Annotated in this window: 19 protein-coding genes and 1 tRNA gene; 16 read left to right on the top strand and 4 right to left on the bottom strand. The window is 35.4% G+C overall.

Translation table 11 applies throughout. The features are described from left to right. Positions 1-31: 31 nt before the first annotated feature. Positions 32-415 carry an START-like domain-containing protein gene (locus tag NYZ99_RS08465; protein ID WP_260574852.1) on the bottom strand — a complete coding sequence of 128 codons (384 nt, stop codon included), beginning with the start codon at positions 413-415 and terminating at the stop codon, positions 32-34. Between the two features lie 132 nt (positions 416-547). On the opposite strand from NYZ99_RS08465, the gene NYZ99_RS08460 reads away from it, so the two are divergent. Continuing rightward, a tRNA-Met gene (locus tag NYZ99_RS08460) sits at positions 548-621 on the top strand. 545 nt (positions 622-1166) lie between these two features. On the opposite strand, the gene NYZ99_RS08455 is transcribed toward NYZ99_RS08460, so the two are convergent. Then, a complete protein-coding gene (locus NYZ99_RS08455) occupies positions 1167-1544 on the bottom strand; it encodes a hypothetical protein (RefSeq protein ID WP_260574851.1) in 378 nt (125 codons plus the stop codon). Between the two features lie 95 nt (positions 1545-1639). Here NYZ99_RS08455 and xerA point away from each other — a divergent pair, with 95 nt between their 5' ends. From xerA to NYZ99_RS08385, 14 genes are all read left to right on the top strand, one after another. Further along, positions 1640-2767, top strand: a complete 1128-nt coding sequence (gene xerA / locus NYZ99_RS08450) for a site-specific tyrosine recombinase/integron integrase (RefSeq protein WP_260574850.1) — start codon at positions 1640-1642, stop codon at positions 2765-2767. A 73-nt stretch (positions 2768-2840) separates the two neighbouring features. Next, complete coding sequence (locus NYZ99_RS08445) at positions 2841-3092, top strand: hypothetical protein (RefSeq protein WP_260574848.1); 252 nt, start codon at positions 2841-2843, stop codon at positions 3090-3092. Further along, positions 3093-3680: a hypothetical protein gene (locus NYZ99_RS08440; protein ID WP_260574847.1), complete on the top strand. Its 588-nt coding sequence runs from the start codon at positions 3093-3095 to the stop codon at positions 3678-3680. 452 nt (positions 3681-4132) lie between these two features. After that, complete coding sequence (locus NYZ99_RS08435; RefSeq protein WP_260574846.1) at positions 4133-5329, top strand: AAA family ATPase; 1197 nt, start codon at positions 4133-4135, stop codon at positions 5327-5329. Next, the gene (locus tag NYZ99_RS08430) at positions 5322-5915 is read left to right on the top strand and encodes a DUF4276 family protein (protein ID WP_260574845.1); all 594 of its coding nucleotides are present in this window, start codon (positions 5322-5324) and stop codon (positions 5913-5915) included. The genes NYZ99_RS08435 and NYZ99_RS08430 overlap by 8 nt, the downstream gene beginning before the upstream one ends. A gap of 584 nt (positions 5916-6499) precedes the next feature. After that, positions 6500-7279: a hypothetical protein gene (locus NYZ99_RS08425; protein WP_260574844.1), complete on the top strand. Its 780-nt coding sequence runs from the start codon at positions 6500-6502 to the stop codon at positions 7277-7279. A gap of 727 nt (positions 7280-8006) precedes the next feature. Then, complete coding sequence (locus NYZ99_RS08420) at positions 8007-8387, top strand: nuclear transport factor 2 family protein (RefSeq protein ID WP_260574843.1); 381 nt, start codon at positions 8007-8009, stop codon at positions 8385-8387. Positions 8388-8616: 229 nt separating this feature from the next. Next, positions 8617-9381, top strand: coding sequence for a 3'-5' exonuclease (locus NYZ99_RS08415; RefSeq protein WP_260574842.1), 765 nt, complete (start codon positions 8617-8619; stop codon positions 9379-9381). A 145-nt stretch (positions 9382-9526) separates the two neighbouring features. Beyond that, on the top strand, positions 9527-10483 hold the full coding sequence (locus NYZ99_RS08410; RefSeq protein WP_260574841.1) for a transglutaminase domain-containing protein: 957 nt from the start codon (positions 9527-9529) through the stop codon (positions 10481-10483). Between the two features lie 512 nt (positions 10484-10995). Continuing rightward, positions 10996-11478 (top strand): hypothetical protein, encoded by a 483-nt coding sequence (locus tag NYZ99_RS08405; protein ID WP_260574840.1) that lies wholly within the window; start codon positions 10996-10998, stop codon positions 11476-11478. Between the two features lie 258 nt (positions 11479-11736). Then, entirely contained in the window at positions 11737-12060 is a 324-nt protein-coding gene (locus NYZ99_RS08400) for an ArsR/SmtB family transcription factor (protein ID WP_260574839.1), read from the top strand. Positions 12061-12063: 3 nt separating this feature from the next. Continuing rightward, complete coding sequence (locus NYZ99_RS08395) at positions 12064-12528, top strand: SRPBCC domain-containing protein (RefSeq protein ID WP_260574838.1); 465 nt, start codon at positions 12064-12066, stop codon at positions 12526-12528. Between the two features lie 7 nt (positions 12529-12535). Next, the gene (locus NYZ99_RS08390) at positions 12536-12925 is read left to right on the top strand and encodes a DoxX family protein (RefSeq protein WP_260574837.1); all 390 of its coding nucleotides are present in this window, start codon (positions 12536-12538) and stop codon (positions 12923-12925) included. 2 nt (positions 12926-12927) lie between these two features. Next, positions 12928-13506, top strand: coding sequence for a YdeI/OmpD-associated family protein (locus tag NYZ99_RS08385; protein ID WP_260574836.1), 579 nt, complete (start codon positions 12928-12930; stop codon positions 13504-13506). A 145-nt stretch (positions 13507-13651) separates the two neighbouring features. Here the strand turns inward: NYZ99_RS08385 and NYZ99_RS08380 are convergent, their stop codons facing one another. Together NYZ99_RS08380 and NYZ99_RS08375 are read right to left on the bottom strand one after the other, a co-directional pair. Further along, positions 13652-14119: a tyrosine-type recombinase/integrase gene (locus NYZ99_RS08380; RefSeq protein ID WP_260575218.1), complete on the bottom strand. Its 468-nt coding sequence runs from the start codon at positions 14117-14119 to the stop codon at positions 13652-13654. 61 nt (positions 14120-14180) lie between these two features. Next, positions 14181-14861, bottom strand: a complete 681-nt coding sequence (locus NYZ99_RS08375) for a phage integrase SAM-like domain and Arm DNA-binding domain-containing protein (protein ID WP_260574835.1) — start codon at positions 14859-14861, stop codon at positions 14181-14183. Between the two features lie 278 nt (positions 14862-15139). On the opposite strand from NYZ99_RS08375, the gene NYZ99_RS08370 reads away from it, so the two are divergent. After that, the gene (locus tag NYZ99_RS08370) at positions 15140-16087 is read left to right on the top strand and encodes an alpha/beta fold hydrolase (RefSeq protein ID WP_260574834.1); all 948 of its coding nucleotides are present in this window, start codon (positions 15140-15142) and stop codon (positions 16085-16087) included. Positions 16088-16123: the final 36 nt, after the last annotated feature.

The following is a 16123-nucleotide window of genomic DNA, read 5'->3' as shown; positions in this document are numbered from 1 at the left end:
AGGCCCAAAGATACGGTTTACTTGATAATTTTTATTTTGACCCAAGTACTTGTTTTAAGTCCGATACTTGGTTCTCCCATAACATTTTGGCTTCATCCACTTCATCTTCTTCAGCAAAATCGGTTATGAACAGAGAAACATCCTTTGTTATTTCGTCTACTATTATCTTCATTTCAAAATAAGAATCATCATCACTTTCAGACCAAGAAAATCTTACAAACTCATCCGATTTTCTTTTTAACAATTTTGCCTCCTCTTCGGCTCCGTCCCGGATAAATATATATTTCTCGCCCCTAGAATTTACATTATCGGCAAACCACTCAGAAAGTCCGGATGGAGTAACCAAGTATTGATATAATAATTGGGGAGAAGACTGTATAACGTATTCTACTTCAAATTTTATTTTGTCGCTCATTCTATCATCTTTATGCGCCCAATATATATATTTCTACATGATTAAAAAATAAAAGAAGCTTAATATTTTTAACCTCCTTCTTTTGAAGAAGAAAAAATTTAACTCTATATTTGCAGCCGCAAAAATTACCATGGCGAGGTAGCTCAGCTGGTTAGAGCGTCGGATTCATAACCCGGAGGCCGAGGGTTCAAGTCCCTCTCTCGCTACTAATAAACAAAAGGAAACCCAAGATATAGATCTTGGGTTTTATTTTTCTGTACAACATATGTACAACAATTGTAAAGATCTATATGAACCTAAAAATTTATCTATTTGTAAGGTCGTATGATTTTGAATTTTAATTATTATTTGCTGTCTTACCTATAATAAAATCTATTTTTCTCCCTAACAACATAATATTTTTAATTACACTTCGCAGAAGTAGACAGTTTTGGGACCGCAAAACATAACTTGCTATCCGTCTCACGGATACATCTGTGATTGGCAATTCTCCTTTCACTATTCCAATATAAACAACCGTATCGTTCCTAAAGTTGAATTAACATGTTGAACAAAGGCCAAACTAAAATTGGCCTTTGTTAATTTTAGAATAACATGCTTTCATTGTTCCAATATTTTGTGGGGAGGGGAAGGAAAGTCCTTAACGATCCTCGACCGGTCAGGTCTTTCTATGGAAACAAGGGGGCTCAGTCCGTTCACAAACAGGGCAAAGGCTCCCGCAGGGGGATTAAATAGTAATCACGGAGCTGATCTATTTTTCCATGTAGTCCTGCCAAATTATAAGAACGTATTTTTCCCTACCGTTTTCCATTCTTTTTAGATAACCGTATTCATACACAAAATGGTACACATCCCCGTTTTGGTTTCTCCAAGCATGGGTCGAGAATTGGTCGTTGAAACCAAGGTCCGTCAACAACTCCTTCCTCACCGTCACCTTACCGCCCTTGTTGAATTCCTTCAAGATCTTTCGGTTCAACCGCAATTGGTTGTCGACCTTATCGAAGAACCGTTCGGGAAGGTTTTTGGACCTTTCGTATTGATAGGCACTCTTACAGTGCAGGTTGCAATATTTCTTGTCGCTCCTCCCCCTAAGTGCCTCGCCACAGTATAGGCAGTTTTTTTGATCCATGTTTTCCCAGGAAATTAATCGAATGTCTATGCGAACATTATTCGGTTAAAATACGGTTAAATCATACAAATATGTGAAATTGGTAAAAAAAAACCATGTTCAAGGGCAGAAACATAACGCTCAGACATCTATTGATAGGTGGTAAAAAACACATTGGGCTCCAGTTCAAATCCGATAAGGTGGTACAGGCATTGGTCGAAAAATTACCTGAAGTATACTGGAACGACGAATTCGGCATGTACCATATCCCCAACAACAAAAGGAACCTTGGTATTATCTTCAATACCTTCCGAGGGGAGGTATGGGTCAATGGCAACTATTTCTTTGAGAACGGACAGGAACTGAACGAGGATCGACCAAAGAACGTTTCCTGGTACAGGACAAGGAAACTACAAAAGGATTTTAAAAGATGCCCGGACGAGTATCTTGACAAATTGGAACTTAGGCGATATGCGGAGAATACGGTGAAGACCTATGTACACCAATTCGAGGCCTTCATAAACCATTACAGGGAGATAAGACCGGATGCCATTACTGAAAACGAGATACGTCTCTATCTCCAAAAACTTTCAAGGGAGGGACGTTCCAGCTCCTATCTCAATCAGGCGGTGAACAGTATCAAGTTCTATTATGAAGTAGTCCTGGGGATGCCCAACCGATTCTATGACATTGAACGGCCCATAAAACAAAAGCAATTGCCAAGAGTCCTTTCCAAAGAGGAAGTCCTAAACCTCATAGGGAATACCAATAATCTAAAGCACAGATGTATCGTATCCCTACTATATTCGGCCGGCTTGAGAAGGAGCGAGCTGCTGGACCTTAGACCGGCCGATATAGATAGTAAACGTATGTTGATCACGATTAAGGGAGCCAAGGGCAACAAGGACAGGATGACCGTCCTAAGCCCTACCCTATTGAAGGACTTGAGGGCGTATTATAAGGAGTACAGGCCCAAGAATTTCCTATTCGAAGGACCGGGGCAAAAGGCCTATTCGGCATCGAGTGTCCTTAAGATTATCTCGATGGCGGCCCTTCGGGCGGGAATCCGTAAGAAGGTCACCCCGCATATGTTGAGACATAGCTTTGCCACCCATCTCTTGGAGGATGGTACGGATATAAGGTACATCCAGTTGCTTTTGGGGCACAGTTCCACCAAGACAACGGAGATTTATACCCATGTGGCCGAAACTTCCTTCACTAACATCAAAGATCTCCTATCTTAGTTCCGCATATATAAGATATATAGATCATTAATGATCTATACTCCTACGTTGGCAATAATTAAAACGAACTAATATGAATGAATTAAAAATTAAATTTAAAAAAGTTGTTGGATTATCTGATTATCAGCTATCAGATAGTGAATTTTCAAAAATTGGAAGATTAATTCAAGCTTTACCAAAAAGTGGAAGAACAATTGCCTCTCTTCAAAAAATTGTAACAATTGTTACTGGAGAAGAGTTATTCATAATTAAAGAATCTTATGACAATAGTGATATAAACAATTTAATTGACCAAATAATAGACACTCTTAAAAATCCAAGTTAATTGGCGAAAAAAGAAAACATTACTGATTTTGAAGATGAAATTTCTGATGCTAGAAGTGAATTTCGTCTTCAAACGAAAAATATATTAACCTATCTCAAAAGCGACGATATAACTAAAAACGAAGTTCAAGAAAGGTTAAATGACTTACACACATCAGCTGTAGATTATTTTGGAATCTTTTCAAGGTCTATTAATGAATATAGTACTACATCTTTCGACTCAAACAGTAATATAGTTAAGAGTAAAGTAGACGATGCCATATCTATTTCAACGACAATAAACAAACATTGGCAATCTCTAAAATTTTATAAACTAAAATATGGTGTAACAATTCCTGAACCATCAAAAAAAGCATACTCATCTATACAAGCATTCATAAGTAAATATGACAAAGATGAAGCGAAACGCTTAAAGGACGAATTCAAAAAAAACGGACTACCAATTGATGGATTTAATAAAAAAAGACGGTATGTTACGATAACTGATAATACGCTTTTATTTGGTTACGAAATACCTTGGGAAGGAATTGCAGTTCTATCTGGTTTAATTTCAGTTATAGTTTATAAAATCATTCAATCAAACCCGTAATATATTGACGAAGTTATTATTGGATTTGGAGTGACTATTTTCGTTTTAATACTAAATCCAAAACGTAGATTTTATAGAGGATTTTGGTCAACAATGTCATTACTTTCAACATTAATCATCTTACCTGCTTTTGATTTTACAGCACAAATAGAATTGAACGAACTTGGCTCTTTTGAACAACATTTGTATCGTATTGTCGTGGAGGAACCACATTGGATTATATATTTAGTATTAGGAGCTATTGCAATAACTTGTTTAATTTTCGATGCGAGAGAACAAAGAATAAGAAAATAACTATTGCCAACAACGTATAACACTCATTGCGTTTGTTGACAAAAAGAATTTCGTTTCTTACTTTTTACTATCTTTAATCCCAACCCAAAATAAAAGAACATAAAACGCAACGAAGCGTTATACAAACTCGTTGGGCGTAATATCGAAAAACACAATTAATGAGAATATTAGAAGTTGAAATAAATAATTATAGGTCTTGTATTGAGACCAGATTTGACCTCGTTCAGAATTTAATGGCCCTAATTGGTGCTAATGGTGTAGGAAAAAGCAATATTCTTTATGCGCTACAACTATTCACTAAAATGGACAGAAATAGAAGATTCTTCTCTCATGATAGTAAAGAGGAATTGGCAAGTACTCAGATAAATTTAGTTACTGAATTTGAAAACAAGATTATTTTCTTCAGAGCAGTATTTTATTATGAAACTGATGAAAGAAATATAGATGAGATATATCATACTGAAGCGAAATATAGAATCCAAGGAGAGAATCCAAGAAAATGGAACAATATTGACAATGTAGTTTACGAATTAATGAACGTGAATTTTAAACGTCATTTTAGAAGAAATGAACTACCAAAAGAGTTTCAGTCTGAGAAAATCCAATTTCCCATCAGACTAATGAGTAGCCTTTCCAACCTAAGTTATTACAGTGCTACCCAATTTTCCGACCCAAGCAAATGCCCTATTTCCATTGAGTTGGACGATTTTAAGATAAGTTATAGAGGTAGAATGAATAGAATACACCAGCAGTTCATTTTCGACCTTTATAAAGCCTATAAAAGCTCTAATTCTAATTTTGAACTATTTATAAATACCGTAGGGATAAATGGCTTAAGTCTAATTGAAAATATTGAGTTCAGAGAACATACCATTCCAAGTAGTTCTTATAAAGTAAAAACGGGAGGTAAAATTCAACAAATTGAAAATACCAAGAGTATAATTATCCCGTCTGTCAAAGTTGATGGTTTAACACTATCGCCCAATCAACTTTCGGAAGGGACATTCAAGACATTAGCTCTAGTATTTTACATCTTAAACGATAAAAATGAATTATTATTAATTGAAGAACCGGAGGTATGTATACATCACGGTTTATTGAGTAGTATACTCCAGTTAATAATTCAACAATCTCGATATAAACAAATTATTATTAGTACACATTCCGACTATGTACTCGATATGCTTAGCCCTGAAAATATACTATTAGTTCATAAGGAATTTGATGTCGGCACCAAGGTAAGTTCGATTTCAAAATCTATGTCTGCAAACGAATATAGAGTACTTAAGGATTATTTGGAAAGTGAAGGGAATTTAGGAGAATATTGGAAAGAAGGAGGTTTTGATTATGAGTAAAAAAAAGAAAACCAAAATCAAAGCAATTGGTCTTATTGTTGAAGATAATAGTGACTTTAATTCTTTTAAAATAATCATTAGCCGAATTACAAAAAAAGATAATCTAACCTTTAAAAAAGCAGTTGGAAATGGTTGCGGAAAAATGAAAAGGAAAGCTGTCAGTTATGCTAACATTTTAAGTAAAAAAGGATGTGATTTAATTATTTTGGTTCACGACTTAGACAGAAATGATATAAATATTCTAAGAAAAGAACTTAATCAAATAATTAATTCAAGTAATGCGAAAAATAAATTTGTATGCATTCCTGTAGAAGAGTTGGAAGGTTGGTTTTTAGGCGACCCGGAAGGAATAAAAGACACCTTTGGTCTTGGTAGAGTTCCGAAAATAAAGGGTAAGCCTGAATCAGTAGATTCGCCTAAAGAAAGATTAGAAGATTTTGTATATCAATGCTCAAATAAATCAAAAATATATTTAAACACGAAGCACAATGATTTATTGTCTGAACGTTTAGACTTACAAAAAATCAGGAATAAGTGTGACTCATTCAAAGAATTTGAAGTTAATATAAATGAATTTGAATATTGAAAATACTACGCCCAACAATGGCTATAGCAAATAGGGCATAAAGTCCTATTTCCATTGGCCTGGGCGTGTTTTCTAACACCGCCGAATCTTTTGGATTCGGTATTTATAATGGATAAGATAAATACGAACGCAAAAGATTCGGCTAAGGGCTTGGCGGAATGGCCGGTGCCGCCCGACCGCCCTACTTGCCATAGCCGAAGCCGATGATGTCGAATACGCCTGCGGCGTACTTTTGTCGCATTGCTGGCGCAATTACCGCACCAAAAGCCAGTCGACATCATCGCCGCGCTATGCCGGATTACATTGGCCGTAGGATAAGGGATCTCTTTGCAAATACCGCCGCTACGGCTTATCTACTCGACATATCAGGACGCTATATGTAATCTGGTCGACAAATTTAATTCCCAATACCGTGAAAACCACGATAGACGGCCACAATGTGGCCTTATCGATGAACGATGACACGGTTCACAATACCCCAAACCCGTCAGTTAACCGTATCATCGTTGATGGTTTTCACTATATTTCCATAAAATTCGCCGGACTTCACATAGCGCGGCGTTGCCCACAATATGAAAAAAACTTTGAGACAGACTTTAACACTTGGTTTTTTATTAATCGGAATTGCTGTTTACGGACAAGAATTTAATTTTGATATTCACAATACAACACTAGATGAATATCTTGAAATGGAGCGGAATTTACGAAGTGAACAAATTCCTAATATCCGAAACCACATTTCTGCTGAAAATGCGCAACCGATAAAATTTAAGCGTGAACAAAAGATTATTTCCGATTTAGTTGGGCATTATTATTTCAAGAAAAAAGACAGTACAATGTCTCATATACTTTATGAATGGGATGAAAGTCTATTGACTTTGAAAACAAATACGAATGACAAAAAATCAAAGAAATATCAAAAGGCTCTTATTCGTAAATTCAATGAATTAGAAAAGATGATTACGAATCTTTATGGAGAACCTGTTTCAGAAGGCGATTTATCTGATTTAAGAATAGCCAACGATGATATAAAAGGCGGTTTGAAAAAAAATGTAAAATGGTTTCCAAACGACAGTACTGAAATCGAAATGTACGCTAATGTTTCAAATTATTATGAAAAGCGTGGTATGGTTACAACTTCACCAACTCATAGAATTCGACTTTACATAAGAAACACAAAAAAAGTAGAACAAATTACGCCTGAACTAACTGAAAAGCGAATTGATAGCTTAAAAGGAAGTATAAAACAATTTATTGCATCGTTAGAAAATGGGAATATAGCAAAATCTAAAAGTTTCTTGTCAGAAATGATAATTGACCAAGTGACGGACGAACAACTCAAAGCACTAATATCTCGGAATTGATTTTGACAGAGAACTTGAATTGGTATACAGCGGAATTCAAATGGCTATGAACGGTAAAGCGTTCGCAATGCTTCAATATAAATACAATGACGACCAAAACAGTCCACCAAAAGAAATGATTAAGGTAATTTTCGATGATAAAAACAAGATTGTAGGAATACAACCAATGAAAATGCAAAACTGACGAAAAAATACTGTGGGCAACAACGTATAACGCTCATTGCGTTTGTTGGCTAAAAGAGTTTCGCTTCCTACTTTTTACTATCTTTAGTCCCATCCCAAAATAAAAGAACATAAAACGCAACGAAGCGTTATACAAACTCGATGATGTCGAATACGCCTGCGGCGTACTTTTGTCGCATTGCTGGCGCAATTACCGCACCAAAAGCCAGTCGACATCATCGCCGCGCTATGCCGGATTACATTGGCCGTAGGATAAGGGATCTCTTTGCAAATACCGCCGCTACGGCTTATCTACTCGACATATCAGGACGCTATATGTAATCTGGTCGACAAATTTAATTCCCAATACCGTGAAAACCACGATAGACGGCCACAATGTGGCCTTATCGATGAACGATGACACGGTTCACAATACCCCAAACCCGTCAGTTAACCGTATCATCGTTGATGGTTTTCACTATATTTCCATAAAATTCGCCGGACTTCACATAGCGCGGCGTTGGCAACAAGCTAAAAAACCGAACTGAAATCAAACATTTAGGGAATGACAAAAATTATCTCAAGTCCGAATTGTGGAAATTCACCGAAAATGGAATTTCTAAAAGACTTTAATATTGCTTTTGCTAAAGGAAACATTGAATTTATTGTCGATAGCGTAACAGATGATATTGTTTGGAATATAATTGGCGACAAAAAAATCGAAGGGAAAGAAAAGTTTACTGTGGAATTGGAAAAAATGAAACCCGAAAAAGTAAGCGAATTAGTTCTTGAGCAAATATTGTCTCATGGAAAAGAAGGAGCGGCAAGCGGAATTATGAAAATGCAAGACGGGAAAAAATATGCGTTTTCAGACTTATATGTTTTTCAAGGAGCAAAAGGGACGAAAATTAAGTCTATGAACTCATATGTGATTGAAATTCAATGAAAAAAGAAAAAGCCAGTTGCCAACAAAACCTATACGCAATGCGGGTTGACGAGATAATCGAAAGGTCGGTGCTTTAAGCCCGCCAAAGCTCCGCTTTGACGTTTTTGTTGAATAAAATTAAAAACACAAAACGCAGCTTTGGCTACCGTTGGAGCAAGGTTGAAAGTTTCGGCTTTCAAACTCCGCACTGCGCATAGCCAAACCGTTAGCCATAATATAAAACCAACGAATGGACTTTTTAATAATCATAATTGCAATCGTCTTAATTATAGTCGGATTTAGCAGAATGAAAAAGTCGAATAAAAACACTTCGACAACTAATTCTGAAAAAAAACAAGTTGTAGCAAAAACAATTAAGAAAGAAGTTGCTTTACAACCTGTAAAGAATAAAAGTACATTCAAACCAATTGCATTAATCCTCGACACAGAAACGACAGGATTAATAAATGACAACTCGATTAGAGTTACAAAACAAAATGTTATCGACCATTCAGACAACTTCCCAAGAATTGTTCAACTCGCTTTTATGTTAGTTGATAGAAATGGAAATTACGATGGAGAAACTTTTTATATAAAACAGAAAGAAGATATTCCAAAACAAGCAATAAAAATTCACGGAATTACGAACGAAAAATGTGAAAAAGAAGGTGTGGAATTAGAAAAAGCCCTATCAGCTTTGACTGTTGCCGCATCGAAAGTAGACGACATTGTTGGACACAATATTGCGTTTGACTACAAAGTATTACACGCTGAATTTGTGAAAGCAGGAATTCCATTTTCGTTAAAGAAAAAGAACAAAGTTGACACAATGAAATTGACAGGAAAACAACTTGGACATAAATATGGATTCAAAATTTCATTATATAATTCAGCTGACAAACTGTTTGGGAATAAAAAGGAATGGCAAGCACTTAAACCGAATTTGAAAGAACATAATGCCGAAAGTGATATTATAGTGACTGCATTGATTTATAATATGCTGAATGGAAAATAAAATACTATGGCTAACAATGTATAACCGCAATTACGGCGGATTCGACTACGTCCGAATCCACTCGGAATTGCTAACGCCAGTTCTTAACCGAAAAACACTAACTTTAAAACCGTAACTGGGTTATACTATACCGTTGCCACCAATTATGAAAAAACGCCTTTCCCTTTTAACAATTATCTTTTTTTCAGCGTTAGCTTCTTATAGCCAAAGCGAAAAAATACAGTCATTGATTAAGGAAACAAAAGACACAAAACTCGATATGTGGGATTTGACTGAACTTGTGGCTGACAGAATAAAATCTAAAGAAGAACAAGCAAATTTCTTCTACCACTGGATTGGCAATAATATTTCCTATGACCACCAAACATTTGAACGAATAATAAAAGGAACTATTTTATCCGAGGAGTTTTCCTCAAGCCAAGATAAATATACGGTATATGAAAACCGAAAAGCAGTTTGTGCAGGCTACGCTAATTTATATAAATGGTTTATGGATGAACTTGAAATTGAAGCTGTAATAATTTCCGGTCATATTCGAGACCCAAGAAATCACTATATTGATTTGTATCAAGATGACAACTTTCGACACGGTTGGAACGCTATAAAACTTAATGACGAATGGAAATTGGTTGACACAACTTGGGGCAATTCTAATGACCCAACTCAATCAGAATACTACTTCGATATTAATCCGGAATGGTTAATTATTACACATTATCCCGAAGAAAGTAAATGGCAACTTTTGGATGAACCACTTTCCCTTGAAGAGTTCAATAAATCAAAATACATAAGTCCCGTTTGGTTTCATCTTGGATTTTCAGAAGCACCAAAACTTATGGCGGATGATACATATTATTACTTTGCATTTAAAGATTTAGAAACAGATTGGAGTGTAAATCTGCAATACAGTTCGGACAATGTTAAATTTGACTATATCAGAGGAATCGAAGTAATAAAGCAAGATGGAATGATGTACTATCGCTTCGAAAAAGAGCAGATAGCGAATGAGGCTTTTTTTAAAGTTGGATTAACTTTACTTATCGAAGAAAACAATGGATATTCGACAAAACAACATAAAGATGTTATTAACTTTAAAATCTAAAAAATAACTGGTGGCAACAATGGCTATAAACAATTGCTATTACAGGCTTATCCTGAAAATTCCTGCGGAATTTTCAGCTTATCGTGTACTTGCAAAAGTCCGTGCCAACCCACGCAACTGTTCATAGCCGAGACCGATGATGTCGAATACGCCTGCGGCGTACTTTTGTCGCATTGCTGGCGCAATTACCGCACCAAAAGCCAGTCGACATCATCGCCGCGCTATGCCGGATTACATTGGCCGTAGGATAAGGGACCTCTTTGCAAATACCGCCGCTACGGCTTATCTACTCGACATATCAGGACGCTATATGTAATCTGGTCGACAAATTTAATTCCCAATACCGTGAAAACCACGATAGACGGCCACAATGTGGCCTTATCGATGAACGATGACACGGTTCACAATACCCCAAACCCGTCAGTTAACCGTATCATCGTTGATGGTTTTCACTATATTTCCATAAAATTCGCCGGACTTCACATAGCGCGGCGTTGGCAATAATGTCGGAATTGCGCAAAGGAATCATAATTTTAGCTTATTTAATTGCCTTACCAATATTTGGACAGAATATGGATTTACCCAAAGACTTAACTGAATTTCTAAAAGCAAAATCGGAATTGATTTACGACCATAAAACTGTGGAACCTGACTTTGTCGGAATTATTGACTTTGAGAAATTGGAACTCGGAAAAGTATGGATTGAGGGAAATGTTAGCGGAAAATCTTATTACGAAATTCCTGCAATCAATTTGACTGACCAGTGCGAACATTATGACCCTGAATACATCCTACTCTACTTGCCGAATGAAAAACTGTACGGAACTTGGGATTCTGACCATTGGACACTTTATGTTTTCCCGAATACTAATTGGACTGACATTACTGAAAATCCAGCGGAATTTATAAACCAACAATGGAATCCGAAAAAAGAAATTGGAATCGAATTTGACCCGAAAACGAATTATAAAATGAAAAACGGATGGCCATTTTAGTGGAAAATAAAACACTATTGCCAACAATGTATAACCGCAATTACGGCGGATTCGACTACGTCCGAATCCACTCGGAATTGCTAACGTCAGTGCTAAACCGAAAAACATTATCTTTTAATCCCGTAACTGACGGTTATACGAGACCGTTGGCGGTAATATAACGGAATCGAAAACCGACCACTAATTCCCAACATTTTAGAAAGAAAAATTTGCGCAGTCAAATAGTTGCATTTATATTTGCAGTCAAATAACTGCGTAATGAAATTAAGACGAGATGTTTTTCAAGCAATTGCCGACCCAACTCGAAGAACGATTATTTCTTTAGTTGCACTTCAAGCTTTGACACCAACTGCGATTGCCGAAAATTTTGACTATTCAAGGCAAACGATTTCAAAGCACATTCAAATCCTCACCGAATGTGAAATTTTAGAACAAGAACAAAAAGGACGGGAAATCTACTATCACCTAAACCCAAACGGAATGAAAGAAATAGCGGAATTTATCGAGCCTTTCAGAAAATTATGGGATGACCGATTTAACAAATTAGAATCGGTAATGAAGAGCTATCAATCAAAAAAATAAAATATGGAACAAAAAACAAACGTGATAGCCGAAGATGACAAACAGGAAATACTCATAACACGAACGTTTGACTTACCTGTAGAACTCTTGTTCAAAGCCTACACAGAACCGGAAATAATTGAACAGTGGATGGGAACGAAAGTGCTAAAGTTCGACTTTCAAAAACACGGTAGTTTCCAATTTTCAACTTCCGACCCAAAAGGCAATAAAATCGCATTTAATGGTACAATACACAACTTTGTAACAAACCAAAAAATCATACGAACTTTTGAAATGGAAAATATGCCTTTTGGCGTTCAACTCGAAATTTACGAATTCGAGAAATTGTCAAAAAAAACAAGCCGATTAAAACAGAGTGTAATCTATCAATCCGTGAACCACAGAGACCAAAACCTAAAACTTCCATTCAAGCAAGGTATCAATTGGGCACATAACAGATTGGAAGGAATATTGACAAAATCAAAATAATTACAAAATGACAAAAACGAAAAAAATAACCTATTGGGTTTCAACAATCTTCCTGTCATTCGGAATGTTAGCAGGCGGAATACAGCAAATGCTTCAAATTGGTGGATACAACGAAATAGTAACCCAACTTGGCTACCCACTCTATTTGTTGTCAATTCTTGGAACTTGGAAAATTTTGGGCGTAATCGCAATTTTAATTCCTAAAAAAACTTTGCTAAAAGAATGGGCTTATGCAGGATTTTTCTTTGCAATGTCCGGAGCAACCATATCACATTTAGCAGTTGGACAACCCATAACAGAAGCAATGCCTTCAATTATTTTGCTTTTAGTAACGATTACGTCTTGGTATTTCAGACCAAACGACCGAAAAATCATTGAATTACAAAAACAAAGCTAAATATGGAAAAGGTTGACAGATATATAGATAAAATCAAGAGTTGGAAAGAAGAAACCATTTTGCTACGAGAAATTTGCTTGGAATGTGGACTTGACGAAGATTTTAAATGGATGCACCCTTGCTACACTTTTCAAGGCAAGAACCTAGTTCTAATTCACGGATTTAAGGAATATTGTGCTTTACTTTTTCACAAAGGAGCATTGCTAAATGACGCTGAAAATATATTGGTGCAACAAACTGAAAATGTACAATCTGCTCGACAAATTCGATTTACAAACAAAGAGCAAATTATTGACACAAAAGCAATTATCAAAGCCTATATTTTTGAAGCAATAGAAGTAGAAAAAGCAGGTTTGGAAGTTAAAATGAAAAAGACTTCTGAATATGAAATGCCTGAAGAACTTGAACAAGAATTTGAGAACGACTTGGAATTTAAAACTGCATTTTACAATCTGACACCAGGAAGACAAAGAGGATATTTGCTCTATTTTTCAGAAGCCAAACAATCCAAAACAAGAAGTTCAAGAATTGAAAAGGCGAAACCGAAAATCTTTGACGGAAAAGGTCACAACGAAAGATAAAAAATACTACCGCCAACAAAGAACTGAGGTAAAAAAATTAGTTTAGCTCACATTAAGTATTATGCTACCTAGATGGATTTCAAAATAATCATTAATTATAATCTAATGTAGGACGTAACTATAAACAAATCTTGTCATAAAGCAATTAAAAGTTTATAACCTTTTCCAATGCATCATCTGTTTCTTTATGCATGAAGTTCGCTTGGTAGTTTACCGTAGTGGTTATTGAAGAATGTCTATATAACTTCTGTAACATTTGAATTGGTATGGTATCACCTGAAATATTGCCAAAACTATGTCTCGCTATATGCATCGATACTTTTTTTTGAATTCCCAATTTTTTTGCCACAATTTCCAATCTTCTATTTAAATTTCCGGTAATAGTCTTTATTCTAACACTTAACTTCTTAGTATTTTCCAATTCCTTGATATTTAAGAAGGGGAATATCAGATGGTCTTCATTTACAGTTTTATCACAGTATTTATTTAATATCCTTTCGGCCTTTAAAGGAATAGCCAACGATACTAGTTTATTGTTCTTGCCCATTCTATAGTACAATCGACCATCCCTAAAATCAGATTTCTTGAGCTTAAGTACATCACCAACCCTTATTCCTGCAAAATAAAAGCTGAATAGCCATGTATCAACAGCTATTTGCTGTGATGGAGTTATGTCATTTATGGTTTCGGAAGAATAATTTCTTCACGATTGAGTCCAATTTTTTCGGACTCGGAAACTTAATTTGAATCTTTCCTTTTCCGAATGGGTAAATTTTATAGTCAATATCGAATTCCCTTCTCGCAAAATTGTAAATAGTCCTAATCAACATTAAATAATTTACTGATGTTCTTGGAGATACTCCCCGTTCATGAATTAAAAAAGAATCAAATCTATTTAGTAAAGACACATTTAAATCTTGAAATGATAATTTGTCTGAACCAACAAATTTTCTAAAAATTCTAATCCTTCGTTCTTGATTATAATGCTGATTGTATTTTTTCTTTTTAAAAAGGTTGGACAAATAAATTTTGCTTACAGAAAAAAAATCCTGTTGGTCTTCTCCGGTTATTTTTTTAGATATGTATTTTGCAGAAGAATCCTGTTTTTTGGATTCAGCTTCCAATGCAATTTCATGTGCCTCGGATATCTTCTTTTTAAGCATATTATTCAGTCTTGCAGAATTTGGATGGATTTTCTTGATTATTTTTTTATTATCATCCCAATGTTTGGGTAATACATATTCTCCTGTATATATAAACCTGGATTTTCTATTTTTGGTAATCCTTAAAGCCAATGGGCAAGTTCCATCACTTTTACTGTAATTCTTTCTGAGAACTATGTTTATTGTTGCCATAACAAATCCATTTCACCTGTAAAATACAAAATCTCTGTACAACATATGTACAACAAATGGAGTTTTTACTCAATTTGATATACTTTTATAAAAATTATAATCACCTCATAAACAGTTGATTATTAGACCATTTAAGGCCATATTAATACAAACATTTGAGAATTCATAACCCGGAGGCCGAGGGCTCAAGTCCCTCTCTCGCTACAATCGGAGAACGTCATAACAATTTTAATCCAATCCGATATCAGTATATTTGAATGTTTATGACATCAAATTATATGAGACTATTTTTATTGCTTACTGCACTAGTTTTATTTATTAATTGTACTGACAAATACGCTGAATACAAAAAAATACCGGAATACATCACAAATCCATCTGCTACTAATGCGGCTTACTATGAAGCATATGACCAAACTTTAAAATTATGGGATGTATCTTTCGAAGAGCTGTACATCACCACCACTAATGGAATTGCACATGTTATTGTAAGCGATCCAAAACATGGAGAACCCGTTGTGTTACTACATGGAATGAATGCCAGTTCAACAATGTGGTATCCAAACATTGGGTCACTTAGTAAAAACCATAGGGTATTTGCAATTGACTTTATTCTTGAACCAGGAAAATCCTACTTATATAACGATATTGAAAGCGTGGAAAAAGTGACGGACTGGTATGAGGAAGTTTTATATGTTCTAGAATTGGATAGTTATCATTTAATTGGTGCTTCTCGAGGTGGATGGTTAGCTGTTAACATTGCACTGGAAAACCAAAACAAAATAAAAAGTCTCATTTTATTAAGTCCGGCCCAAACATTCACATGGATTAAGCCAAGTATGGATCTATTAAAGAATATTGTAACCTTGCTAGCGTCAGAAGAGAAACAAATTGAACAAAGTTTGGAAAGCATGTCCAACAATGTGGGTAATATTAGTGATGTCTATCTAAAACAGTATAAACTAGGTTTGGAAAAAGAATCTGAAAACAAGTTTATAACCAGCATGACACCTTTTTCAAATGAGGAATTAAAATCTTTGCAAATGCCCGTATTGGTGTTGATCGGCGATGATGATATGATCAATAAAAATAGAACGGTCGAAATTGCCAACCTGCTACCAAGAGGAAAAGGAGAAGTCATTCAAAACGCCGGGCACTTTTTATCCATTGATCAAGCGGAAACAGTAAATGAAAAAATGCTGACTTTTTTGAATGACCGTCCATAATATTTAAAAAAAGATAAAACAATTCTTGCCTTTCAA

Origin of the sequence: Maribacter litopenaei (genome assembly GCF_025244665.1) — a bacterium.
Taxonomy (GTDB): domain Bacteria; phylum Bacteroidota; class Bacteroidia; order Flavobacteriales; family Flavobacteriaceae; genus Maribacter; species Maribacter litopenaei.
Note: the sequence above shows the minus strand (reverse complement) of the source record. Positions and strands in the feature narration are given on the sequence as shown.

Coding starts and splice junctions, on each gene's coding strand:
- NYZ99_RS08465 (WP_260574852.1), bottom strand. CDS start 415: ATGAGCGACAAAATAAAATTTGAAGTAGAATACGTTATACAGTCTTCT.
- NYZ99_RS08455 (WP_260574851.1), bottom strand. CDS start 1,544: ATGGATCAAAAAAACTGCCTATACTGTGGCGAGGCACTTAGGGGGAGG.
- xerA (WP_260574850.1), top strand. CDS start 1,640: ATGTTCAAGGGCAGAAACATAACGCTCAGACATCTATTGATAGGTGGT.
- NYZ99_RS08445 (WP_260574848.1), top strand. CDS start 2,841: ATGAATGAATTAAAAATTAAATTTAAAAAAGTTGTTGGATTATCTGAT.
- NYZ99_RS08435 (WP_260574846.1), top strand. CDS start 4,133: ATGAGAATATTAGAAGTTGAAATAAATAATTATAGGTCTTGTATTGAG.
- NYZ99_RS08430 (WP_260574845.1), top strand. CDS start 5,322: ATGAGTAAAAAAAAGAAAACCAAAATCAAAGCAATTGGTCTTATTGTT.
- NYZ99_RS08420 (WP_260574843.1), top strand. CDS start 8,007: ATGACAAAAATTATCTCAAGTCCGAATTGTGGAAATTCACCGAAAATG.
- NYZ99_RS08415 (WP_260574842.1), top strand. CDS start 8,617: ATGGACTTTTTAATAATCATAATTGCAATCGTCTTAATTATAGTCGGA.
- NYZ99_RS08410 (WP_260574841.1), top strand. CDS start 9,527: ATGAAAAAACGCCTTTCCCTTTTAACAATTATCTTTTTTTCAGCGTTA.
- NYZ99_RS08400 (WP_260574839.1), top strand. CDS start 11,737: ATGAAATTAAGACGAGATGTTTTTCAAGCAATTGCCGACCCAACTCGA.
- NYZ99_RS08395 (WP_260574838.1), top strand. CDS start 12,064: ATGGAACAAAAAACAAACGTGATAGCCGAAGATGACAAACAGGAAATA.
- NYZ99_RS08390 (WP_260574837.1), top strand. CDS start 12,536: ATGACAAAAACGAAAAAAATAACCTATTGGGTTTCAACAATCTTCCTG.
- NYZ99_RS08385 (WP_260574836.1), top strand. CDS start 12,928: ATGGAAAAGGTTGACAGATATATAGATAAAATCAAGAGTTGGAAAGAA.
- NYZ99_RS08375 (WP_260574835.1), bottom strand. CDS start 14,861: ATGGCAACAATAAACATAGTTCTCAGAAAGAATTACAGTAAAAGTGAT.
- NYZ99_RS08370 (WP_260574834.1), top strand. CDS start 15,140: ATGAGACTATTTTTATTGCTTACTGCACTAGTTTTATTTATTAATTGT.